At 67.9% G+C, this 15,561-nt stretch carries 15 protein-coding genes; 10 read left to right on the top strand and 5 right to left on the bottom strand.

Translation table 11 applies throughout. The features are described from left to right. Window positions 1-4: 4 nt before the first annotated feature. The 3 genes from ABE543_RS08610 to ABE543_RS08600 are packed head-to-tail and all read right to left on the bottom strand — an operon-like array spanning window position 5 to window position 3,261. Window positions 5-592 carry a cysteine dioxygenase family protein gene (locus tag ABE543_RS08610; protein ID WP_053516003.1) on the bottom strand — a complete coding sequence of 196 codons (588 nt, stop codon included), beginning with the start codon at window positions 590-592 and terminating at the stop codon, window positions 5-7. A gap of 51 nt (window positions 593-643) precedes the next feature. Further along, window positions 644-2,281 carry a carboxylesterase family protein gene (locus ABE543_RS08605; protein WP_128987659.1) on the bottom strand — a complete coding sequence of 546 codons (1,638 nt, stop codon included), beginning with the start codon at window positions 2,279-2,281 and terminating at the stop codon, window positions 644-646. Further along, the gene (locus ABE543_RS08600; RefSeq protein ID WP_340044168.1) at window positions 2,278-3,261 is read right to left on the bottom strand and encodes an alpha/beta hydrolase; all 984 of its coding nucleotides are present in this window, start codon (window positions 3,259-3,261) and stop codon (window positions 2,278-2,280) included. Before ABE543_RS08600 ends, ABE543_RS08605 begins: the two co-directional genes overlap by 4 nt. 155 nt (window positions 3,262-3,416) lie before the next feature. Between ABE543_RS08600 and ABE543_RS08595 the strand changes: the two genes are divergently transcribed. The 9 genes from ABE543_RS08595 to ABE543_RS08555 all read left to right on the top strand — a co-directional run bounded on the left by ABE543_RS08595 (window position 3,417) and on the right by ABE543_RS08555 (window position 12,891). Beyond that, on the top strand, window positions 3,417-4,241 hold the full coding sequence (locus tag ABE543_RS08595) for a 2-keto-4-pentenoate hydratase (RefSeq protein ID WP_053516007.1): 825 nt from the start codon (window positions 3,417-3,419) through the stop codon (window positions 4,239-4,241). A 40-nt stretch (window positions 4,242-4,281) separates the two neighbouring features. Beyond that, on the top strand, window positions 4,282-5,286 hold the full coding sequence (locus ABE543_RS08590) for a TRAP transporter substrate-binding protein (RefSeq protein ID WP_065182105.1): 1,005 nt from the start codon (window positions 4,282-4,284) through the stop codon (window positions 5,284-5,286). Between the two features lie 10 nt (window positions 5,287-5,296). After that, entirely contained in the window at window positions 5,297-5,836 is a 540-nt protein-coding gene (locus tag ABE543_RS08585; RefSeq protein ID WP_164151498.1) for a TRAP transporter small permease, read from the top strand. A gap of 3 nt (window positions 5,837-5,839) precedes the next feature. Then, on the top strand, window positions 5,840-7,123 hold the full coding sequence (locus ABE543_RS08580; protein ID WP_065174099.1) for a TRAP transporter large permease: 1,284 nt from the start codon (window positions 5,840-5,842) through the stop codon (window positions 7,121-7,123). A gap of 16 nt (window positions 7,124-7,139) precedes the next feature. Then, window positions 7,140-8,729, top strand: coding sequence for a family 43 glycosylhydrolase (locus ABE543_RS08575; protein WP_111187074.1), 1,590 nt, complete (start codon window positions 7,140-7,142; stop codon window positions 8,727-8,729). Window positions 8,730-8,769: 40 nt separating this feature from the next. Beyond that, on the top strand, window positions 8,770-9,828 hold the full coding sequence (locus ABE543_RS08570; RefSeq protein ID WP_053516017.1) for a LacI family DNA-binding transcriptional regulator: 1,059 nt from the start codon (window positions 8,770-8,772) through the stop codon (window positions 9,826-9,828). Window positions 9,829-10,012: 184 nt separating this feature from the next. Then, window positions 10,013-10,861: a 5-dehydro-4-deoxy-D-glucuronate isomerase gene (gene kduI, locus ABE543_RS08565; RefSeq protein ID WP_053516019.1), complete on the top strand. Its 849-nt coding sequence runs from the start codon at window positions 10,013-10,015 to the stop codon at window positions 10,859-10,861. An 80-nt stretch (window positions 10,862-10,941) separates the two neighbouring features. Beyond that, entirely contained in the window at window positions 10,942-11,697 is a 756-nt protein-coding gene (gene kduD, locus ABE543_RS08560) for a 2-dehydro-3-deoxy-D-gluconate 5-dehydrogenase KduD (RefSeq protein WP_053516021.1), read from the top strand. Between the two features lie 93 nt (window positions 11,698-11,790). After that, window positions 11,791-12,891: a GDSL-type esterase/lipase family protein gene (locus ABE543_RS08555; protein WP_346475584.1), complete on the top strand. Its 1,101-nt coding sequence runs from the start codon at window positions 11,791-11,793 to the stop codon at window positions 12,889-12,891. 47 nt (window positions 12,892-12,938) lie between these two features. On the opposite strand, the gene phhA is transcribed toward ABE543_RS08555, so the two are convergent. Next, on the bottom strand, window positions 12,939-13,832 hold the full coding sequence (gene phhA / locus ABE543_RS08550) for a phenylalanine 4-monooxygenase (protein WP_053516024.1): 894 nt from the start codon (window positions 13,830-13,832) through the stop codon (window positions 12,939-12,941). 125 nt (window positions 13,833-13,957) lie between these two features. Here phhA and ABE543_RS08545 point away from each other — a divergent pair, with 125 nt between their 5' ends. Beyond that, window positions 13,958-14,443 carry an Lrp/AsnC family transcriptional regulator gene (locus tag ABE543_RS08545; RefSeq protein WP_053516027.1) on the top strand — a complete coding sequence of 162 codons (486 nt, stop codon included), beginning with the start codon at window positions 13,958-13,960 and terminating at the stop codon, window positions 14,441-14,443. Window positions 14,444-14,467: 24 nt separating this feature from the next. Here the strand turns inward: ABE543_RS08545 and ABE543_RS08540 are convergent, their stop codons facing one another. Beyond that, the gene (locus ABE543_RS08540) at window positions 14,468-15,460 is read right to left on the bottom strand and encodes a patatin-like phospholipase family protein (protein WP_065174096.1); all 993 of its coding nucleotides are present in this window, start codon (window positions 15,458-15,460) and stop codon (window positions 14,468-14,470) included. Window positions 15,461-15,561: the final 101 nt, after the last annotated feature.

Genomic DNA, 15,561 nt, shown 5'->3' with positions numbered 1-15,561 from the left:
CGGCCTATGCCGCGTCGGTCTCCATCCGCTTCACCCGTCGCTGGTACCAGTCATCGCCCAGCGGCTCGAACACCGCGCTGCGCTCCATCACGCCCTGGTAGACGTGCAGCGACACGGCCACATCGGCATCGCTGGCATTGCGCAGCGTGTGGTATTCGTGAGGGGGAATCAGGCTGCCGGCGCTGCCGCGCTGGCCATACAGCGTAGGCTGCGCAGCAAAGCGGTGGCGAGTGCCCTTCCGCTCCAGCAGCGCATACGGCGTGACCAGCAGTTCGCCCTGCCAGACGCCTTCCACGCACCACATCGCATCGTGATCGTGCAGCGGCGTACCCTGCCCCGGGCCCCAGCACATGGCGATGACGCTGTACCCCAGGGTCCGGCTGCGGTGCAGTTCACGACGTGCGTAGTGACCACGCACCGGTCGCCGTACACACGGCGGCAGCTGTATCGAAGGATCGGTGATGGCATCACGCAGCACGCGCTGCAGGCCCTCGGTGATCGCGTGCGGATCCGCCAGCGCTACCGCACCATCAATGGCGGCAAGCAGGCGCTCCCGGCCGGCGAACGGCAGTGGCGTGAACGTGTCTCCCATGACCCGACTCTAGCCGAGCGGAGTTAACAGAATGTTTGTGCTGCGGTGTCATCACTGCGTGCCGCGCTGCACGAAAGGCACTTTTCCGTAGAGCGCGCGCTCGCCTGCGCGCGGATCGTCAACCGCGCGACTGGTGCGATCGAACAGCATTGTCCGCCGTTGCGGCAGCGTATAAGGGGCCCATTGCGACAATCCGGCGTGATTGGGGTCGCCGCTGCGGGCGAAGGCGATCAAGGCCTCGCTCATGGTCGCCGCGAGCGCACGCGCATCATCGCCCCCCCCGGTGCGCGCGCCCGGCAGCCCTGCGTTGTCGAAGACCAGCGGGATGTCCAGCGTATGGAAAGCACGCAGGCGCCCCTCCTCCACCGGCGACCCCCAATCCAGCTGGTACGCCCAGGTCGGTGCTGCGCCCGCGGGCTGGCGCGCCCGCGCTTCCAGTTCCTCCACCGCTCCGCGCCAGCTGCGGCCAGCCGTGGTTGCAGCAAAAAACACTTCGGACGGCGTGTAGTGCGGATACAGGCGGCGATACTCGGCGATCACGGTCTCCGGCCGCAGATCGACGAACTGCTGTCGTTCGAGCTGTGCCGGCAGTGTTTCCCAGGTCAGGGCGAAGTTGGCGGGATCGTTGCCGAGGAACGCGCGGGTCTCGTCGCGGGTGTTGCCGATCACCATCGGAATCGCCGCCGACTGCTGCGGCGCCTGTGGCCAGAACGGATGCACCGGCAGCACCACATCGTCCAGCACCGGGCCGAAGTACAGCGACGTGCTTTCCACGCGCGAGGGATCACGCGCACGGGTGGCTTCCAGCAGCACGTCGACCGGCAGGTCCAGCAGTGCCTGCACGTCTCGTGCAGCGACGGCCTGCATCGCGATCGCAGCCCGCTGCGCGGCCGCGCGCGGTCCGGCAGCGGTGACCTGCTGGCCACTCATCGTCCACGCGCGCTGGAACAGCCCTCGGGCCGCAGGCATCGCCATCAGCGTGGCGATCTTGGCGCCCCCGCCGGACTGCCCGAACACCGTGATGTTCGCCGCGTCGCCACCGAAGACCGCCGCGTGCTGCCGCACCCACTGCAGCGCCTGTACCAGGTCGAGCTGGCCGACGTTGCCCGAGGCGGCGTAGCGCGGATCGCCCAACGCCCCCAGGTAGAGATAGCCGAACGTGTTGAGGCGATGATTGAGGGTGACCACCACCACATCGCCGCGGCGACACAGCGCAGCGCCGTCGTACAGCGGATCACTGCCGGACCCGTTGTTGAATCCACCGCCGTGCACGTACACCAGCACCGGCCTGCGTCCGCCGTCGCCGAGCGCGGGTGTCCACACATTGAGGAACAGGCAGTCCTCGCTGCCGGGCCCTTCACTGCCGCCCTGCGGTGCGGCCGGACCGTACTCCAGTGCATCGGCGATGCCGCGCCAGGCAGCTTCATGCCGCGGCGGCTGGAAGCGGTGGCGAGCGGTATCGGCACCATAGCGAAGCCCACGGAACACCAGTACCCCGTGCTCGCGCTGGCCACGCACACGTCCGCCACGGACCCGGGCCAATGGCAGGCGGTCGTCGCGGACACCCGGCACGCTGGCCAGCGTTGGCAATGCGGTGAAGGCAGCCGTAGCGGACGCGGTGGCCAGCGCCCAGCGGGCGCTGTCGCGCAGGAACCGCCGACGCTGCAGGTCGGCCGGCGCATCGTTCATCGCGCGTCCTCCGCAGGGCCCAGCCAGCGTTGCGCGAGCAGCGGCCAGAGTGCCAGCGTCGACCGCGCGGGGATGTCCATGCCAAAGCCGTGGCCGCCATGGGCGAAGACGTGCAGTTCGTGCTCGACACCCGCACCCGCCAGTGCCTGCGCCATGAGTTCACTGTTGTGCACCGACACCACGGCGTCGTCGGCGGCGTGGACCAGCAGCGTCGGCGGCATGTCGCCACGTACGCGCTGCTGCATCGAATAGTCTGCCTGCAGCGAGGTCCCCGGATGCTCACCCAGCAGGCGGGCGCGCGAGCCGCTGTGCGCATGCGCGCCCATGTCGATCACCGGGTAGACCAGCACGGCACGGCTCGGGCGGGCGCTCAGCCGGTCGAGGTCATCCCGTGCGGGATGGACGGCGATGTCGAAGCCGGTGGCCAGCCGCGCCGCGACGTGGCCGCCCGCCGAGAAGCCCATCACCGCCACGTCGTTCGCGTCCAGCCCGCGCCGTCGCGCCTGGTCGCGCACCACCCGCAGCGCGCGCTGCGCGTCGGCGAGCGCGGCCTGGCGGTCGCGCCCCGGCTGCGGCAGGCGGTAGCGCAGGACGAACAGGGTGTAGCCGGCGCCGTCCACCCAGAACGGAACCAGCGCGCTGCCCTCCTTGTCGATCACCACCCGCTGGTAGCCGCCGCCGGGGATCACCAGCAGGGCCCGGCCGTTCGGCCGGGCGGGTGTGTACACCTGCAGAGAGGGCGCGTCGATCTGGTCGGCGTAGCGGTCCGGGCGTGCAGGGTCCGCACTGCGCTCGACCACCCGCGTCGGACGTGCGGGGCCGGGTTCGCCCGGCACTGCGCCTGCCGGCCACAACGGCAGCTGCTCGCCGGGCAACGCCTGGGCCACACGCTCGCCTTCGCGCAACGACGTGTCGACCGCGCAGGCGGGCGCCGCCGGCAGCAGCAGGGACAGGCACAGCAACACGATGGGCAGACGCATGACTGACGGGGCTCCAACAGGACAGGACAGGGCGCTGGCGGCGTCGGCAAAGACGGCGTGATGCGCTGCCGCTTGCGTGATGACACCGGTTTACCATATACACGTCCTGCAGACGCTGTCGATAGGCAGCGCAACAACGCCAGAGGGAGACGTTCTTGAGCAACGAACACGGCACACATGGGCACACGCCGCCGGCCGATGCGGCCGCGATTGCCCAGGCCTTCACCACCGCACGCCTTGCGGGCCAGGCACTGGAGGCGTTCCCGGGCGACATCCCGGCGGACCTGGTCGCGGCCTACCAGGTCCAGGACCTGGCCATCGCCCGCTGGAACCAGCCGGTGGTCGGCTGGAAGGTCGGCTACATCGCTGCCGAACGCCGCGATGCGTCCGGGGACGAACGGCTGCTGGGCCCGATCTTCAAGCCTCAGCTCAAAAATGCTACCGGTGGAACAACGGATGTTCCGGTGTTCGTCGGCGGTTTCGCCGCGATCGAGGCCGAGTACGTGCTGGAACTGCTGGAGGATGCCCCCGCCGACCAGCTGCACTGGTCGCCGGAACAGGCTGAAGCGTTGCCGGCCCGCCTGTACCTGGGTGTCGAAGTTGCCAGCAGCCCGCTGGCAACGATCAACGAGCTGGGCCCGCGCGTGGTGGTATCCGACTTCGGCAACAACAACGGCCTCGTGCTGGGGCCGGAGATCGGCAACTGGACGTCCCTCGATGAGTCGGCGTTGCGCGCCGAGACCCTGATCGAGGGTGAAGTGGTCGGGGTCGGCGGCGCGAGCCGCCTGCCCGGTGGCCTGCGCGCAGCGTACGCGTTCGCGTTGTCCCGTTCCGCGCTTCGCGGCCGGCCCCTGCGGCGTGGCGACCTGATCGCCACCGGCAATGCGACCGGCATCCACGACATCCAGGCAGGACAAACGGCGCTGGTGCGCTTCGCCGGCTTCGGCGAGATTGCCTGCAGGGCCGTGCCGGCCGGGTAAGCCGCGGCACGATCCAGTGAACACGCGCGGGAGGGCGCAGATGATCACACGACGACATTTCCTGGCCGGTGGCGCCACTGCACTTGCCACTCCCCTGCTCGCCGCCTGTGGCCGCGGGCCGGGCCCTGACGCAGCCGGCGGCCAACTGCTGACGGCGACCGATGTGCACGTGGCCGATTACCCCACCGTGACGGCGGTGAAGTGGATCGGCGAGACCCTGCAGCGTGAGACCCAGGGACGCCTGCGTCTGCGCCAGTACCACTCGGGCCAGCTCGGCCGCGAATCCGAAGCGATCGACATGGCCCGCTTCGGCGCCATCGACATCACCCGTGTCTATGCGGGCGCGCTGAACAACGCGTTTCCGCTGACCCAGGCGCTGTGCCTGCCCTACGTGTTCGAATCGGTGGCGCACCAGCGGGCAGCGCTTGATGGCGGCGTGGCCGATGCCGTGCTGCGCGGCTTCGAACGCCGCGACCTGGTCGGCCTGGCCATCTACGATTCCGGTGCGCGCTGCTTCTACAACACCCGGCATCCGATCACGCAGCCCGGTGACCTGCACGGACTGAAGCTGCGCGTCGCATCATCGGACATCTTCATCCAGCTGATGCGGCTGCTCGGCGCCAACCCGACGCCGATGTCGCTGGGCGATACGTTCTCCGGCATGGAGACGCACATGATCGACGGTGCCGAGAACAACATGCGCAGCTTCCACTCCAGCCGTCACTTCGAGGCTGCGCACTACTGGTCGCAGAGCGATCACTCCTATGCACCGGACGTGCTGCTGATGTCACGCGCCAGTTTCGAGCGGCTGCAGCCGGATGACCGCCAGCTGCTGCTGGAGACCGCACGTGCGTCGGTGAAGGTGATGCGCGACCAGTGGGATGCCTCCGAGGATGCGGCACGACGCGCGGTGCTGGCGTACGGCGTGAAGGCCAACGAGGTCGACATGCCGGCGTTCCGCGCCGCCGCGCAGCCCCTGCTGCAGCAGTACCTGCAGCACGCGGAAATCGCCGCGCTGGTCGATCGCATCCGCGGTGCAGCCTGAGGACACAGCCATGACCGAAACGACGACATTTTCCCCACCCGGCCCCGGGCAGCGCCTGCTGGACCGCATCGCCGACATTGCCATCTACACCGCCGTGGCGGCCCTGCTGGGGCTGGTGGTGGTGCAGGGCTGGCAGGTCTTCGCGCGCTATGTGATCAACGATTCCCCGAGCTGGACCGAGCCGGTGACCCTGCTGCTGCTCAGCACCGCGATGAGCCTGGGCGCGGCCTGTGGCGTGCACACCAACCGCCACTTCGGCTTCTTCCTGCTGCATGCCTACATGGCGCCGGCGCTGCGCCGCGCTGTGGACGTGCTGGTGCAGCTGGTAGTGGCCGTGCTGGGCGCGTTCATTGCAGTGTGGTCGGCCGAGCTTCTTCTCGACGGCCTGGACATCAAGACCGCCGGTGCCGAGCTTCCGCAGAGCATCAACTACCTGCCGCTGGCGCTGGGCGGCGTGCTGATGGTGGTGTTCGCGCTGAACCGTGCGTGGAAGGCCACGCAGTCCACGCCGGCAGACGCTGCCGCCGATGACGCTGAAGGAGATCGTTGATCCATGGGTATCGCCATTCTGTTCTCGGTGTTCGCAGTGTTCCTGCTGCTGGGCGTGCCGGTGGCCTACGCGCTGGCTGCGGCCGCCCTTGCCACCCTGCTCTACCTGGACATCCCGTCCATCGTTCTGGTCCAGCAGATTTCGGCAGGTACCGGGTCTGCATCGCTGATCGCCATTCCACTGTTCATCTTCGCTGGCGAGATCATGATGCGCGGCGGCATCTCCGAGCGCCTGATCGCGCTGGCGTCCTCGCTGGTGGGGCGCCTGCGTGGCGGCCTGGGCCAGGTTTCGATCCTGTCCTCGCTGTTCTTCGGCGGCGTCTCCGGCTCGGCCATCGCGGATGTCTCGGCGGTGGGTGGCACGATGATTCCGCAGATGGTCAAGCGCGGCTATGACCGCGATTTCGCCGTCAATGTCAGCATCACCGCCGCCCTGGTCGCGCTGCTGGTTCCGCCCTCGCACAACCTGATCCTGTTCTCGGCCGCAGCCGGTGGCGGCCTCTCGATCGCCGATCTGTTCGCGGCCGGCATCGTTCCGGCACTTCTGATGACGCTGGCATTGATGATCACCGGCTACGTCGTCGCGCGCCGCCGCGGCTATGGCGTGGAGGTGTTCCCGGGCTGGCGCGCGGTGCTGCTGCGGATGATCTCCGCCCTGCCCGGCCTCGGTCTGGTCGCGCTGATCTTCGTCGGCATCCGCGCTGGCATCTTCACCGCGGTGGAAAGCGCGGCGATCGCCGTGGTGTACGCACTGCTGGTGACCACGGTGCTGTACCGGCAACTGCGCTGGCGCGAGTTCTTCGCCACGGTCGTCCACGCCGCACGCAGCACCGGCGTGATCCTGTTCGTGATCGCCACCGCTGCGGTATTCGGCTGGCTGCTGGCCTACCTGCAGGTGCCGGCGGCGGCGGTGGATTTCCTGCAGTCCTTCGCGCACAGCCAGTTCATGGTGCTGCTGATGATCGTGGTGATGCTGTTGCTGCTGGGAACCTTCATGGACCTGGCACCGATGATCCTGATCTGCACGCCGATCTTCCTGCCGGTGGCGCGCGCGTACGGCATCGATCCGATCCACTTCGGGCTGGTGCTGGTGCTGACCGGCGGCCTGGGCCTGGTGACACCGCCGGTGGGCTCGGTGCTGTTCATCGGTACCGCCATCGGCAAGATCAGCGTGGGCCAGAGCATGCGTACCATCTGGCCGTTCTGGTTCGCTGCGCTGGGCGTGCTGCTGGTGGTCACCTTCTTCCCTGCCCTGTCGCTGTGGCTGCCGGCCACGCTGCGCAGCTGAGCCGGAGACCACTGCCATGCACCGTCCGCTTCGCCGCATCCCTGCCGTGGCCCTGACCAGCCTGCTTCTGGCCGCGCTTCCGGCGCTGGCCTCCGGCCCGGCCTCACCGACCTGGGCACGTGGGCTGGAGAACCAGCGCCAGGCCGATCTCGGCGACGGCACCTACCTGAACCCGGTGCTGGCCGGCGACCGCCCCGATCCGTCGGTACTGAAGGACGGACAGGACTACTACCTGACCCTGTCCTCCTTCGACGCCTATCCCGGCCTGCCGATCTGGCATTCGCGGGACCTGGTCAACTGGCAGCCGCTGGGTCATGCCATCACCCGCAACGTGGGTGCGATCTGGGCACCGGACATCGTCAAGCACCAGGGTCGCTACTTCATCTACTTCCCGGCCCGGACCGGCGAACACCGCAGCAACTTCGTGGTGTGGGCCGATGACATCCGCGGGCCGTGGAGCGATCCGATCGACATCGGCCTGGGCGGCTACATCGACCCCGGCCATGCGGTGGGCGAGGACGGCAAGCGCTACCTGTTCCTCAGCGGAGGCGACTATGTGCAGCTGGCCGATGACGGGCTGAGCGTGGTCGGCACACCGAAGCATGTCTACGACGGCTGGCGCTATCCGCAGAGCTGGGATGTGGAAGCCTATGCGCAGGAAGGACCGAAGATCCACTTCCGCGAGGGCTGGTACTACATGACCACCGCCGTGGGAGGCACCGCCGGCCCACCCACCGGGCACATGGTGATCACTGCGCGCTCGCGTTCCATCCATGGGCCCTGGCAGAACGCACCGAACAATCCGATCACGCGCACGCAGTCGGCGGCCGAGCCGTGGTGGTCACGCGGCCATGCGACGGTGGTCGAAGGCACCGACGGTCGCTGGTGGATGATGTACCACGGGTATGAGAACGGCTTCTGGACCCTGGGCCGGCAGACCCTGCTGGACCCGATCGAGTGGACCGACGATGGCTGGTTCGTGGCCAGGGGCGGTGACCTCGGCCAACCGCTGCGCAAGCCTTCCGGAAGCGCCCTGGCACCGCACGGCATGGCGCTTTCGGATGATTTCCGCGGCGGCAGGCTCGGGCCACAGTGGGCGTTCTTCAACCCGGGCAGTGACGAGTACCGGCGCCTGCGCTTCAGCGGCGATGGGCTGGTGATGCAGGGCAAGGGCAGTGCGCCGCGCGATGCGTCTCCGCTGACCACCATCGCCGGCGATCCGGCCTACCAGTTCGAGGTGGAGCTGGAGGTAGCGCCGGGCGCAGTCGGGGGCGCGCTGCTGTTCTACAGCGACCGTCTTTATGTGGGCGTGGGCAGCAACGGCGAGCAGTTCATCATGCACCGTTACGGCGAGGAACGCCCTGCCCGGCTTGCGCCCAGCGAGCGCGGCGGGCGGCTCTGGCTGCGCGTCACCAACAACCGCCATATCGTCACCTTCCATACCAGCAGCGACGGCCGGACCTGGCAGAAGTACCCGGTTCAGATGGAAACCTCGGGTTACCATCACAATGTGGCTGGTAAGTTTCTCGCCCTGAAGCCGGCGCTGTACGCTGCCGGTGACGGTGCGGTGACCTTCCGCAGCTTCCGCTACCGCGCGCTGGACTGAGTGCGCGGCCGGAAATCCCCCGACTTACCTGGTCCATTACATGTCAGTGCGCAACAAGAACGATGCCGCCACGCCGGCATTGGCCAAAGGCAAGGCAGCCACGATCAACGACATCGCGCGACTGTCCGGAGTGTCCAAGAAAACGGTTTCAAGGATCATCAACAACTCACCGCTGGTGCGCAAGGACACGCGCGACAAGGTAGAGGCCCTGATGCGCGAGGTGGGCTATACGCCCGATCCGCTGGCGCGCGGCCTGGCCTTCCGTCGATCCTTCCTGATCGGCATGGTCTACGACAACCCCACCGCGCAGTACATCGTGGACATGCAGTACGGTGCACTCGACGCGCTGCGCGGTTCCAGCTTCGAGCTGGTCGTGCACCCCTGCGACAGCCGCAGCCCGGGCTACATCGACGGCGTGCGCCGCTTCGTGCAGCAGCAGAAGCTGCATGGGGTGATCCTGGTGCCGCGTGCCTCCGAGGACCAGGCGCTGGCGGACATGCTGGATGAGATCGGCTGCCGCTTCACCCGCGTGGCCGCGCTGCCGCTGGACGAGAGTTCGCAGATGGTGGTCACCCACGATCGTGACGGCGCCGCCGAAGCGGCCGACTACCTGCTCTCGCTGGGCCACCGCGACATCGCCCTGGTGACCGGGCCCAGTGCCTATCGTTCGGCGCACGAGCGTACCGCCGGCTTCATCGATGCGCTGTCGCAGCGTGGCATCGAGCTGCCCAAGGACCGCATCATCGAGGCGGGCTACACCTTTGAATCGGGCGTGGCCGCCGCCGAGAAGCTGCTGCTGGGCAAGCGCCGGCCGACCGCGATCTTCACCGGGAACGATGAAATGGCGGCGGGCATCTACAAGGTGGCGCTGCGTGCAGGCATCAACATCCCGCGCCAGCTGTCCATCATCGGCTACGACGACAGCCCGCTGGCCTCGCGCCTTTGGCCGTCGCTGACCTCGGTACGGCGCCATACCCGCGATACCGGCCGCACCGCTGCGGCGATGCTGATCCAGCCCGACGGCCAGCCGGCGCTGCAGATCGCCAGCGTGCGCCCGCACCTGATCGTACGCGACTCCTGCCAGCCGCCGGAGGACTGATCCGGCGGGGATCAGTCCGGTAGCCCGCAGGCCTGCCTGCGACTCCGTCGAAGCCGCCTCACCTTGCCGCGACCGTTGAGCGCTATCGTGCGGCGCAAAATGACACCGGTTACCAACGTCGCTAGAATCCCCCTGAACCGTGCCGGGGCCGAATGATCGGCCCGCCCCCTGCTCTGGAGATGCCATGTACTGCAAGACCCACTACGCCACCCATCCCGACGCCATCAAGGGCGCCAGCAACGACCAGCTGCGCGAGCTGTACCTGCTCGACGGCCTGTTCAACCCCGGCCAGGTGACGCTGAAGTACACCCACTACGAGCGCTTCGTACTCGGTGGCGCGGCGCCCCTGGATGCGCCGCTGGCGCTGCCGGTGCAGACCGAACCGGCGTCGGCCGCCGGCCATCCGTTCCTGGAGCGTCGCGAGCTGGGCGTGATCAACGTCGGCAGCGGTACCGGTACGGTCACCGTCGACGGCACCGTCTACACGCTGGGCCCGAAGGATGGCCTGTACGTGGCGATGGGCAGCAAGGACGTCGTGTTCGCCTCGCAGGACGCCGCCAACCCCGCTCAGTTCTACCTGGCCTCGACCCCGGCCCATGCGCGCTTTGAAACCAAGCAGCTGTCGATCAAGGACGCGGTAGCGCTGGACCGCGGCGCGCTGGAGACCAGCAACGAGCGCACCATCTACCAGTACATCGTGCCGGCCACCTGCCAGTCCTCGCAGCTGCTGCTGGGCCTGACCGTGCTCAAGCCCGGCAGCGTGTGGAACACCATGCCGCCGCACCTGCATGACCGCCGCAGCGAGGTCTATTTCTACTTCGACCTGGGCGACAACGACCGCGTGTACCACTTCATGGGCGAACCGGACGCGCAGCGCCACATCGTCATCCAGAACAACGAAGCCGTGGTATCGCCGCCGTGGTCGATCCACATGGGTGCCGGTACCAGCAATTACGCCTTCATCTGGGCGATGGGCGGCGAGAACCTGGATTACACCGACATGCACGTGCTGGACATCTGCCAGCTCAAGTAAGTCCTGCCTGGCCGCCGCGCACGCGTGCCGGTGGCCGTTCGCCTGCATCACGCACACCTCTACCAAGGAACGCACACGCAATGGCCAATCCCTTCAGCCTGGAAGGCAAAGTCGCTCTGGTAACCGGTGGTAATACCGGTCTGGGCCAAGGTATCGCGGTTGCGCTGGCCACCGCCGGCGCCGATGTCGCCGTGGCCGGCATCGCGCCGCCCACCGAAACCATCGAGAAGATCACCGCGCTCGGCCGACGCTGCCTGGCGGTGGAAGCCAACCTGATCAGCATCGAGCCGGTCGAGCGCGTGGTGCGCGAAACCATCGAGGGACTGGGTGGCCTGGATATCCTGGTCAACAATGCCGGCCTGATCCGCCGCGCCGACGCGGTGGAGTTCAGCGAACAGGACTGGGATGACGTGATGAACGTCAACATCAAGTCGGCGTTCTTCATCTCGCAGGCGGCGGGCCGTCATTTCATCGCCCAGGGCAGCGGCAAGATCATCAACATCGCCTCGATGCTGTCGTTCCAGGGCGGCATCCGGGTGCCGTCGTACACCGCCAGCAAGAGTGGCATCGCCGGCATCACCCGCCTGCTGGCCAACGAATGGGCCGGCAAGGGCGTCAACATCAACGCGATCGCGCCGGGCTACATGGCCACGGACAACACGGCGGCCCTACGTGCCGATGCCGACCGCAACAAGGCGATCCTGGATCGCATTCCGGCCGGCCGTTGGGGCACACCGGAGGATCTGGCCGGCGCGGCGGTGTTCCTGGCATCCAGCGCATCGGATTACATCAACGGCGCCGTGCTGCCGGTCGATGGTGGCTGGTTGGCGCGCTGAGGCACACCGGTCTGTAGAGCCGAGCCCATGCTCGGCTGTCGCGCTCTGATCGAAAAACAGCCGAGCATGGCTCGGCTCTACAGGAGTGCCGCGATGCGAAGGCTGTTGCTGTTGTTGCTGCTGTCGTGCACCACCGCGCAGGCGGCGCCGGTGCGGGTGTTCATCGCAGGTGACTCCACCGCGGCCGAGTACGGTCCCGAGCGCGCGCCGCAGGCGGGCTGGGGCCAGGCCCTGCAGAGCTACCTCGATCCGGCGCGGTTCGAAGTGCGCAACCACGCCCGGGGAGGCCGCAGCACGCGCAGCTTCATCGATGAAGGCCGCCTGGATGCGATCGCCAGCGAGCTGCGCCGCGGCGACGTGCTGCTGATCCAGTTCGGCCATAACGACGCCAAGTTCGAAGATCCCACGCGCTATACCGATCCGGACAGCGACTATCCGCGCCTGCTGATGCGTTACGTGCAGGTGGCGCGCGACAAGGGCGCCACGCCGGTGCTGGTCACGCCGGTGGCGCGGCTGCTGTATGACTTCGGTTCGCTGCTGGACACACATGCGCGTTACACGCGGGCGATGCAGCAGCTGGCCGCGCGCGAGCGCGTTGCCCTGATCGAACTCAACGACCGCAGCACGCGCTGGATACGCGCGCTGGGCGAGCAGGGCGCACGCCCCTACTTCCTGTTCGTGCCCGAGCAGGGCAAGGCCGACGGCACCCACTTCAGTGTGGCCGGCGCCAACGCCGTCGCCTGCCTGGTGCTGCGCGAGTGGAGGGTGCTGCAGCCGGGGCTGGAAGACGCACTCGTGCGCGACATCGACTGTGACGTGAGCGCGGCGGCGGGGCAGGGCGGGCAACCGGCGCAGCCCTCGCGCGTGGTCCATGAGCATGACATCGCCATCCGCCAGCCCGGCCCGCATGGTGGCGCCGGGCCGACCACGGCCTATCCGTTCTTCGCCGGAGAGAAGAACCTGCCGTTCGTGCTGCGCAAGCGCGTGCTGCACAAGGGTGCAGGCATCGGCCTGCATCCGCAGCACAAGGACGAGATCTACTACATCGTCAGCGGGAAGGGCAGCTACGTGCTGGACGGAACGCAGTACGACGTCAGCGCAGGCGATGCCCTGCTGACGCGCAAAGGCAGTTCGCATGCACTGCAGCAGCTGGGTGACGAGGATCTGGTGCTGCTGCTGGCATACCCGCGCTGACCCGTGGAGCCGGGCGCGGAGCCGGCCCTACGGATGCGCCTGCCGCATCACACGTCGCCGCCGTCGGCCCAGCCTTCGCCGGTTCCCTTCTGGAACACGCGGTCGTCGGCCTGCACGTCACCGGCCGGCAGGTGCTGCTGCTCGGCCAGCGAGGCATAGATCGGGGTGAAGTCCGGCGACGTCGCCTGCATCAGCTGCTCGAAGCTGTCGATGACGAAGTAGGTCTTCTGGAAGGTATCGATGCGGTAGCGCGTGCGCATGATGCGCTGCAGGTCGAAGCCGATGCGGTTGGGCGCGGCCGATTCCAGCGAGTACAGCGATTCGCCCTTTGACGAGACGATACCGGCGCCGTAGATGCGCAGGCCATCCGGGGTATCGATCAGGCCGAACTCCACCGTGTACCAGTACAGGCGCGTGAGGTTCTGCAGCGCCTCCGGACCGATGGCGTGGGCTTTGACACCGCCACGGCCGTAGGCCTCCATGTAATCGGCAAACACCGGATTCATCAGCAGCGGCACATGGCCGAACAGATCGTGGAACAGGTCCGGCTCGGCGATGTAGTCGATCTGGTCGGGGCGACGGATCCACCACGTGACCGGGAAGCGGCGGTTGGCCAGGTGGTCGAAGAAGTCCAGCTCCGGCAGCAGCCCCTCCACGCCCACCAGCGTCCAGCCGGTGGCTGCGCCGAGTACTTCATTCAGCTGGTCGAAGCGCGGAATCATGTGCGCGCTCATGCCCATCTCGTCCTGCGCGTCCAGGAACTCCCGGCACGCACGGCCAACCAGCAGCTCGCGCTGACGCTGGTACAGCGTGCTCCACGTCGCGTGGTCATCGGCGCTGTAGGTGTCCCACGGCTGCTCGACGAGCGCGGTGGTGTACACCGGCACGTAGCCCTTGTCGGTCTGCTGGTGTTCGACGCGGCGGGGCTGGGCGGGATCCATGGGACGCTCCTTGAAGGGATGTCCACGATGCTAGGGCAGGGCGGGCGCAACAGGGTTGCAAAAGTTGCGCGGAATGACCTTGCTGGCGCAATATCCTTGCGTACTCACCATGTTGCGGGGCAACAATGGCCGGAGAAGTCCAGTTCGATCGCACGGATATACGCCTGCTGGCCGAAATCCAGCGGGATGGTCGCGCCACCAATGCCGAGCTCGCGGCCCGGGTGAACCTCTCCCCCTCCGCCTGCCTGCGCCGCCTGCAGCGGCTGGAGAGCGAGGGTGTGATCGTCGGCTATGGCGCGCGCCTGGAACCCCGGCAGCTGCGGCTGGGCCTGCAGGCGTTCGTGCGGGTGCAACTGGAAAAGCACGACCAGGCGGCCATCGCGCATTTCGTGGACAGCGTGCAGGGCTGGGATGAAGTGGTGGCCTGCCATGCGCTCACCGGCGACATGGATTACCTGTTGCACGTCTACGTGCGCGACCTCGAGCACTTCTCGCGCTTCCTGCTGGACCGCCTGCTCAATGCCGGTGGCGTGGCCGATGCCAATTCCAGCTTCGTGCTGCGCACGGTGAAGGGCTTCCAGGCGTTGCCACTGTCGCAGCTGGAACCCTGAGCACCGCTCAGCGCGGGCGAGGGCTCAGCACTTGTCCTTGCGCCCCATCAGCCGGCCCAGCCGCGAGGTCTCCTCGCACTTCGGCGCGGCTACCGGCGGCGGTGCCAGCGCGGCGGCGCGCGCCTTCTGCAGCTGCTGGATCTTCGCGCGGATCTGCGGCATCGCGGCCATCGCCGCCTTTTCCCCCTCCAGGATCGCGGTCCCGCGCTGGCTGAAATCAGCCGCACCGATATCCAGCACGCGCGGGCGGATCACGATGTCGGCGCGGGCCAGTTCCTGCTCGCCCAGGCGCTGGCCCATGATCGCGATCGACTGGTTGACGATGCCGAGCATGTCAGTCGGTGCCTTGCCACTGGCCTTGCTGGAGATGTCCACGGCGATCACGAAGTCGGCGCCGAGCTGGCGCGCGGCATCGACCGGCACCGGGCTCACCACGCCGCCATCGACGTAGTTGCGTCCGCCGATCTTCACCGGCTCGAACACGCCGGGGATGCTGCTGGACGCACGGACGGCCTGGCCCACATTGCCGCGCACGAAGATCGCGCGTTCGCCGGTTTCGAGCTGGGTGGCGACGGCGGCGAACGGCTTCTTCAGGCGCTCTGCCGGACGGTTGGCGACCTGCTCGTTGACGTAGTCCTGCAGCTTCTGGCCCTGCACCAGCCCGCCGGAGAACAGGCGCACGTCGCGGATGCTGGCTTCATCCAGCGCGACGGCCCGGCTCTGCATCTGGAACGCATCCATGCCGCTGGCGTACAACGCGCCGACCACACTGCCGGCGCTGGTGCCGGACACCACCACCGGCTCGAAGCCGTTGGCCTCGAGCATCTTGATCACGCCGATGTGGGCAAAGCCCTTGGCCGCGCCGCCGCCCAGCGCGATGCCGATCTTCACCGGCTTGGCCTGCGGCACCACGGTCGGCGCCGGCGGCGGCGCCGGACGCACCGGATCGCCACCGCAACCGGCCAGCAGGCCAAGCAGGGCAACGGACAGCAGCACGCGGGGACGGAACAGGCTCATCGGCAATGCGCTCGCGGCGCCGGATTCAGGGAAGGGCGCCAGCATACCGAAGCCACGGCGGGCCGGGCAGGGCAGGACGACGCCCTATTCATGGACCGCCA

The sequence above is a fragment of the Stenotrophomonas sp. TWI169 genome, assembly GCF_039674705.1.
GTDB classification, from domain to species: Bacteria; Pseudomonadota; Gammaproteobacteria; order Xanthomonadales; family Xanthomonadaceae; genus Stenotrophomonas; species Stenotrophomonas maltophilia_P.
Note: the sequence above shows the minus strand (reverse complement) of the source record. Positions and strands in the feature narration are given on the sequence as shown.

Coding starts and splice junctions, on each gene's coding strand:
- ABE543_RS08545 (WP_053516027.1), top strand. CDS start 13,958: ATGGCCGGAGAAGTCCAGTTCGATCGCACGGATATACGCCTGCTGGCC.
- ABE543_RS08585 (WP_164151498.1), top strand. CDS start 5,297: ATGACCGAAACGACGACATTTTCCCCACCCGGCCCCGGGCAGCGCCTG.
- phhA (WP_053516024.1), bottom strand. CDS start 13,832: ATGGATCCCGCCCAGCCCCGCCGCGTCGAACACCAGCAGACCGACAAG.
- ABE543_RS08600 (WP_340044168.1), bottom strand. CDS start 3,261: ATGCGTCTGCCCATCGTGTTGCTGTGCCTGTCCCTGCTGCTGCCGGCG.
- ABE543_RS08610 (WP_053516003.1), bottom strand. CDS start 592: ATGGGAGACACGTTCACGCCACTGCCGTTCGCCGGCCGGGAGCGCCTG.
- ABE543_RS08540 (WP_065174096.1), bottom strand. CDS start 15,460: ATGAGCCTGTTCCGTCCCCGCGTGCTGCTGTCCGTTGCCCTGCTTGGC.
- kduD (WP_053516021.1), top strand. CDS start 10,942: ATGGCCAATCCCTTCAGCCTGGAAGGCAAAGTCGCTCTGGTAACCGGT.
- kduI (WP_053516019.1), top strand. CDS start 10,013: ATGTACTGCAAGACCCACTACGCCACCCATCCCGACGCCATCAAGGGC.
- ABE543_RS08555 (WP_346475584.1), top strand. CDS start 11,791: ATGCGAAGGCTGTTGCTGTTGTTGCTGCTGTCGTGCACCACCGCGCAG.
- ABE543_RS08590 (WP_065182105.1), top strand. CDS start 4,282: ATGATCACACGACGACATTTCCTGGCCGGTGGCGCCACTGCACTTGCC.
- ABE543_RS08570 (WP_053516017.1), top strand. CDS start 8,770: ATGTCAGTGCGCAACAAGAACGATGCCGCCACGCCGGCATTGGCCAAA.
- ABE543_RS08580 (WP_065174099.1), top strand. CDS start 5,840: ATGGGTATCGCCATTCTGTTCTCGGTGTTCGCAGTGTTCCTGCTGCTG.
- ABE543_RS08575 (WP_111187074.1), top strand. CDS start 7,140: ATGCACCGTCCGCTTCGCCGCATCCCTGCCGTGGCCCTGACCAGCCTG.
- ABE543_RS08605 (WP_128987659.1), bottom strand. CDS start 2,281: ATGAACGATGCGCCGGCCGACCTGCAGCGTCGGCGGTTCCTGCGCGAC.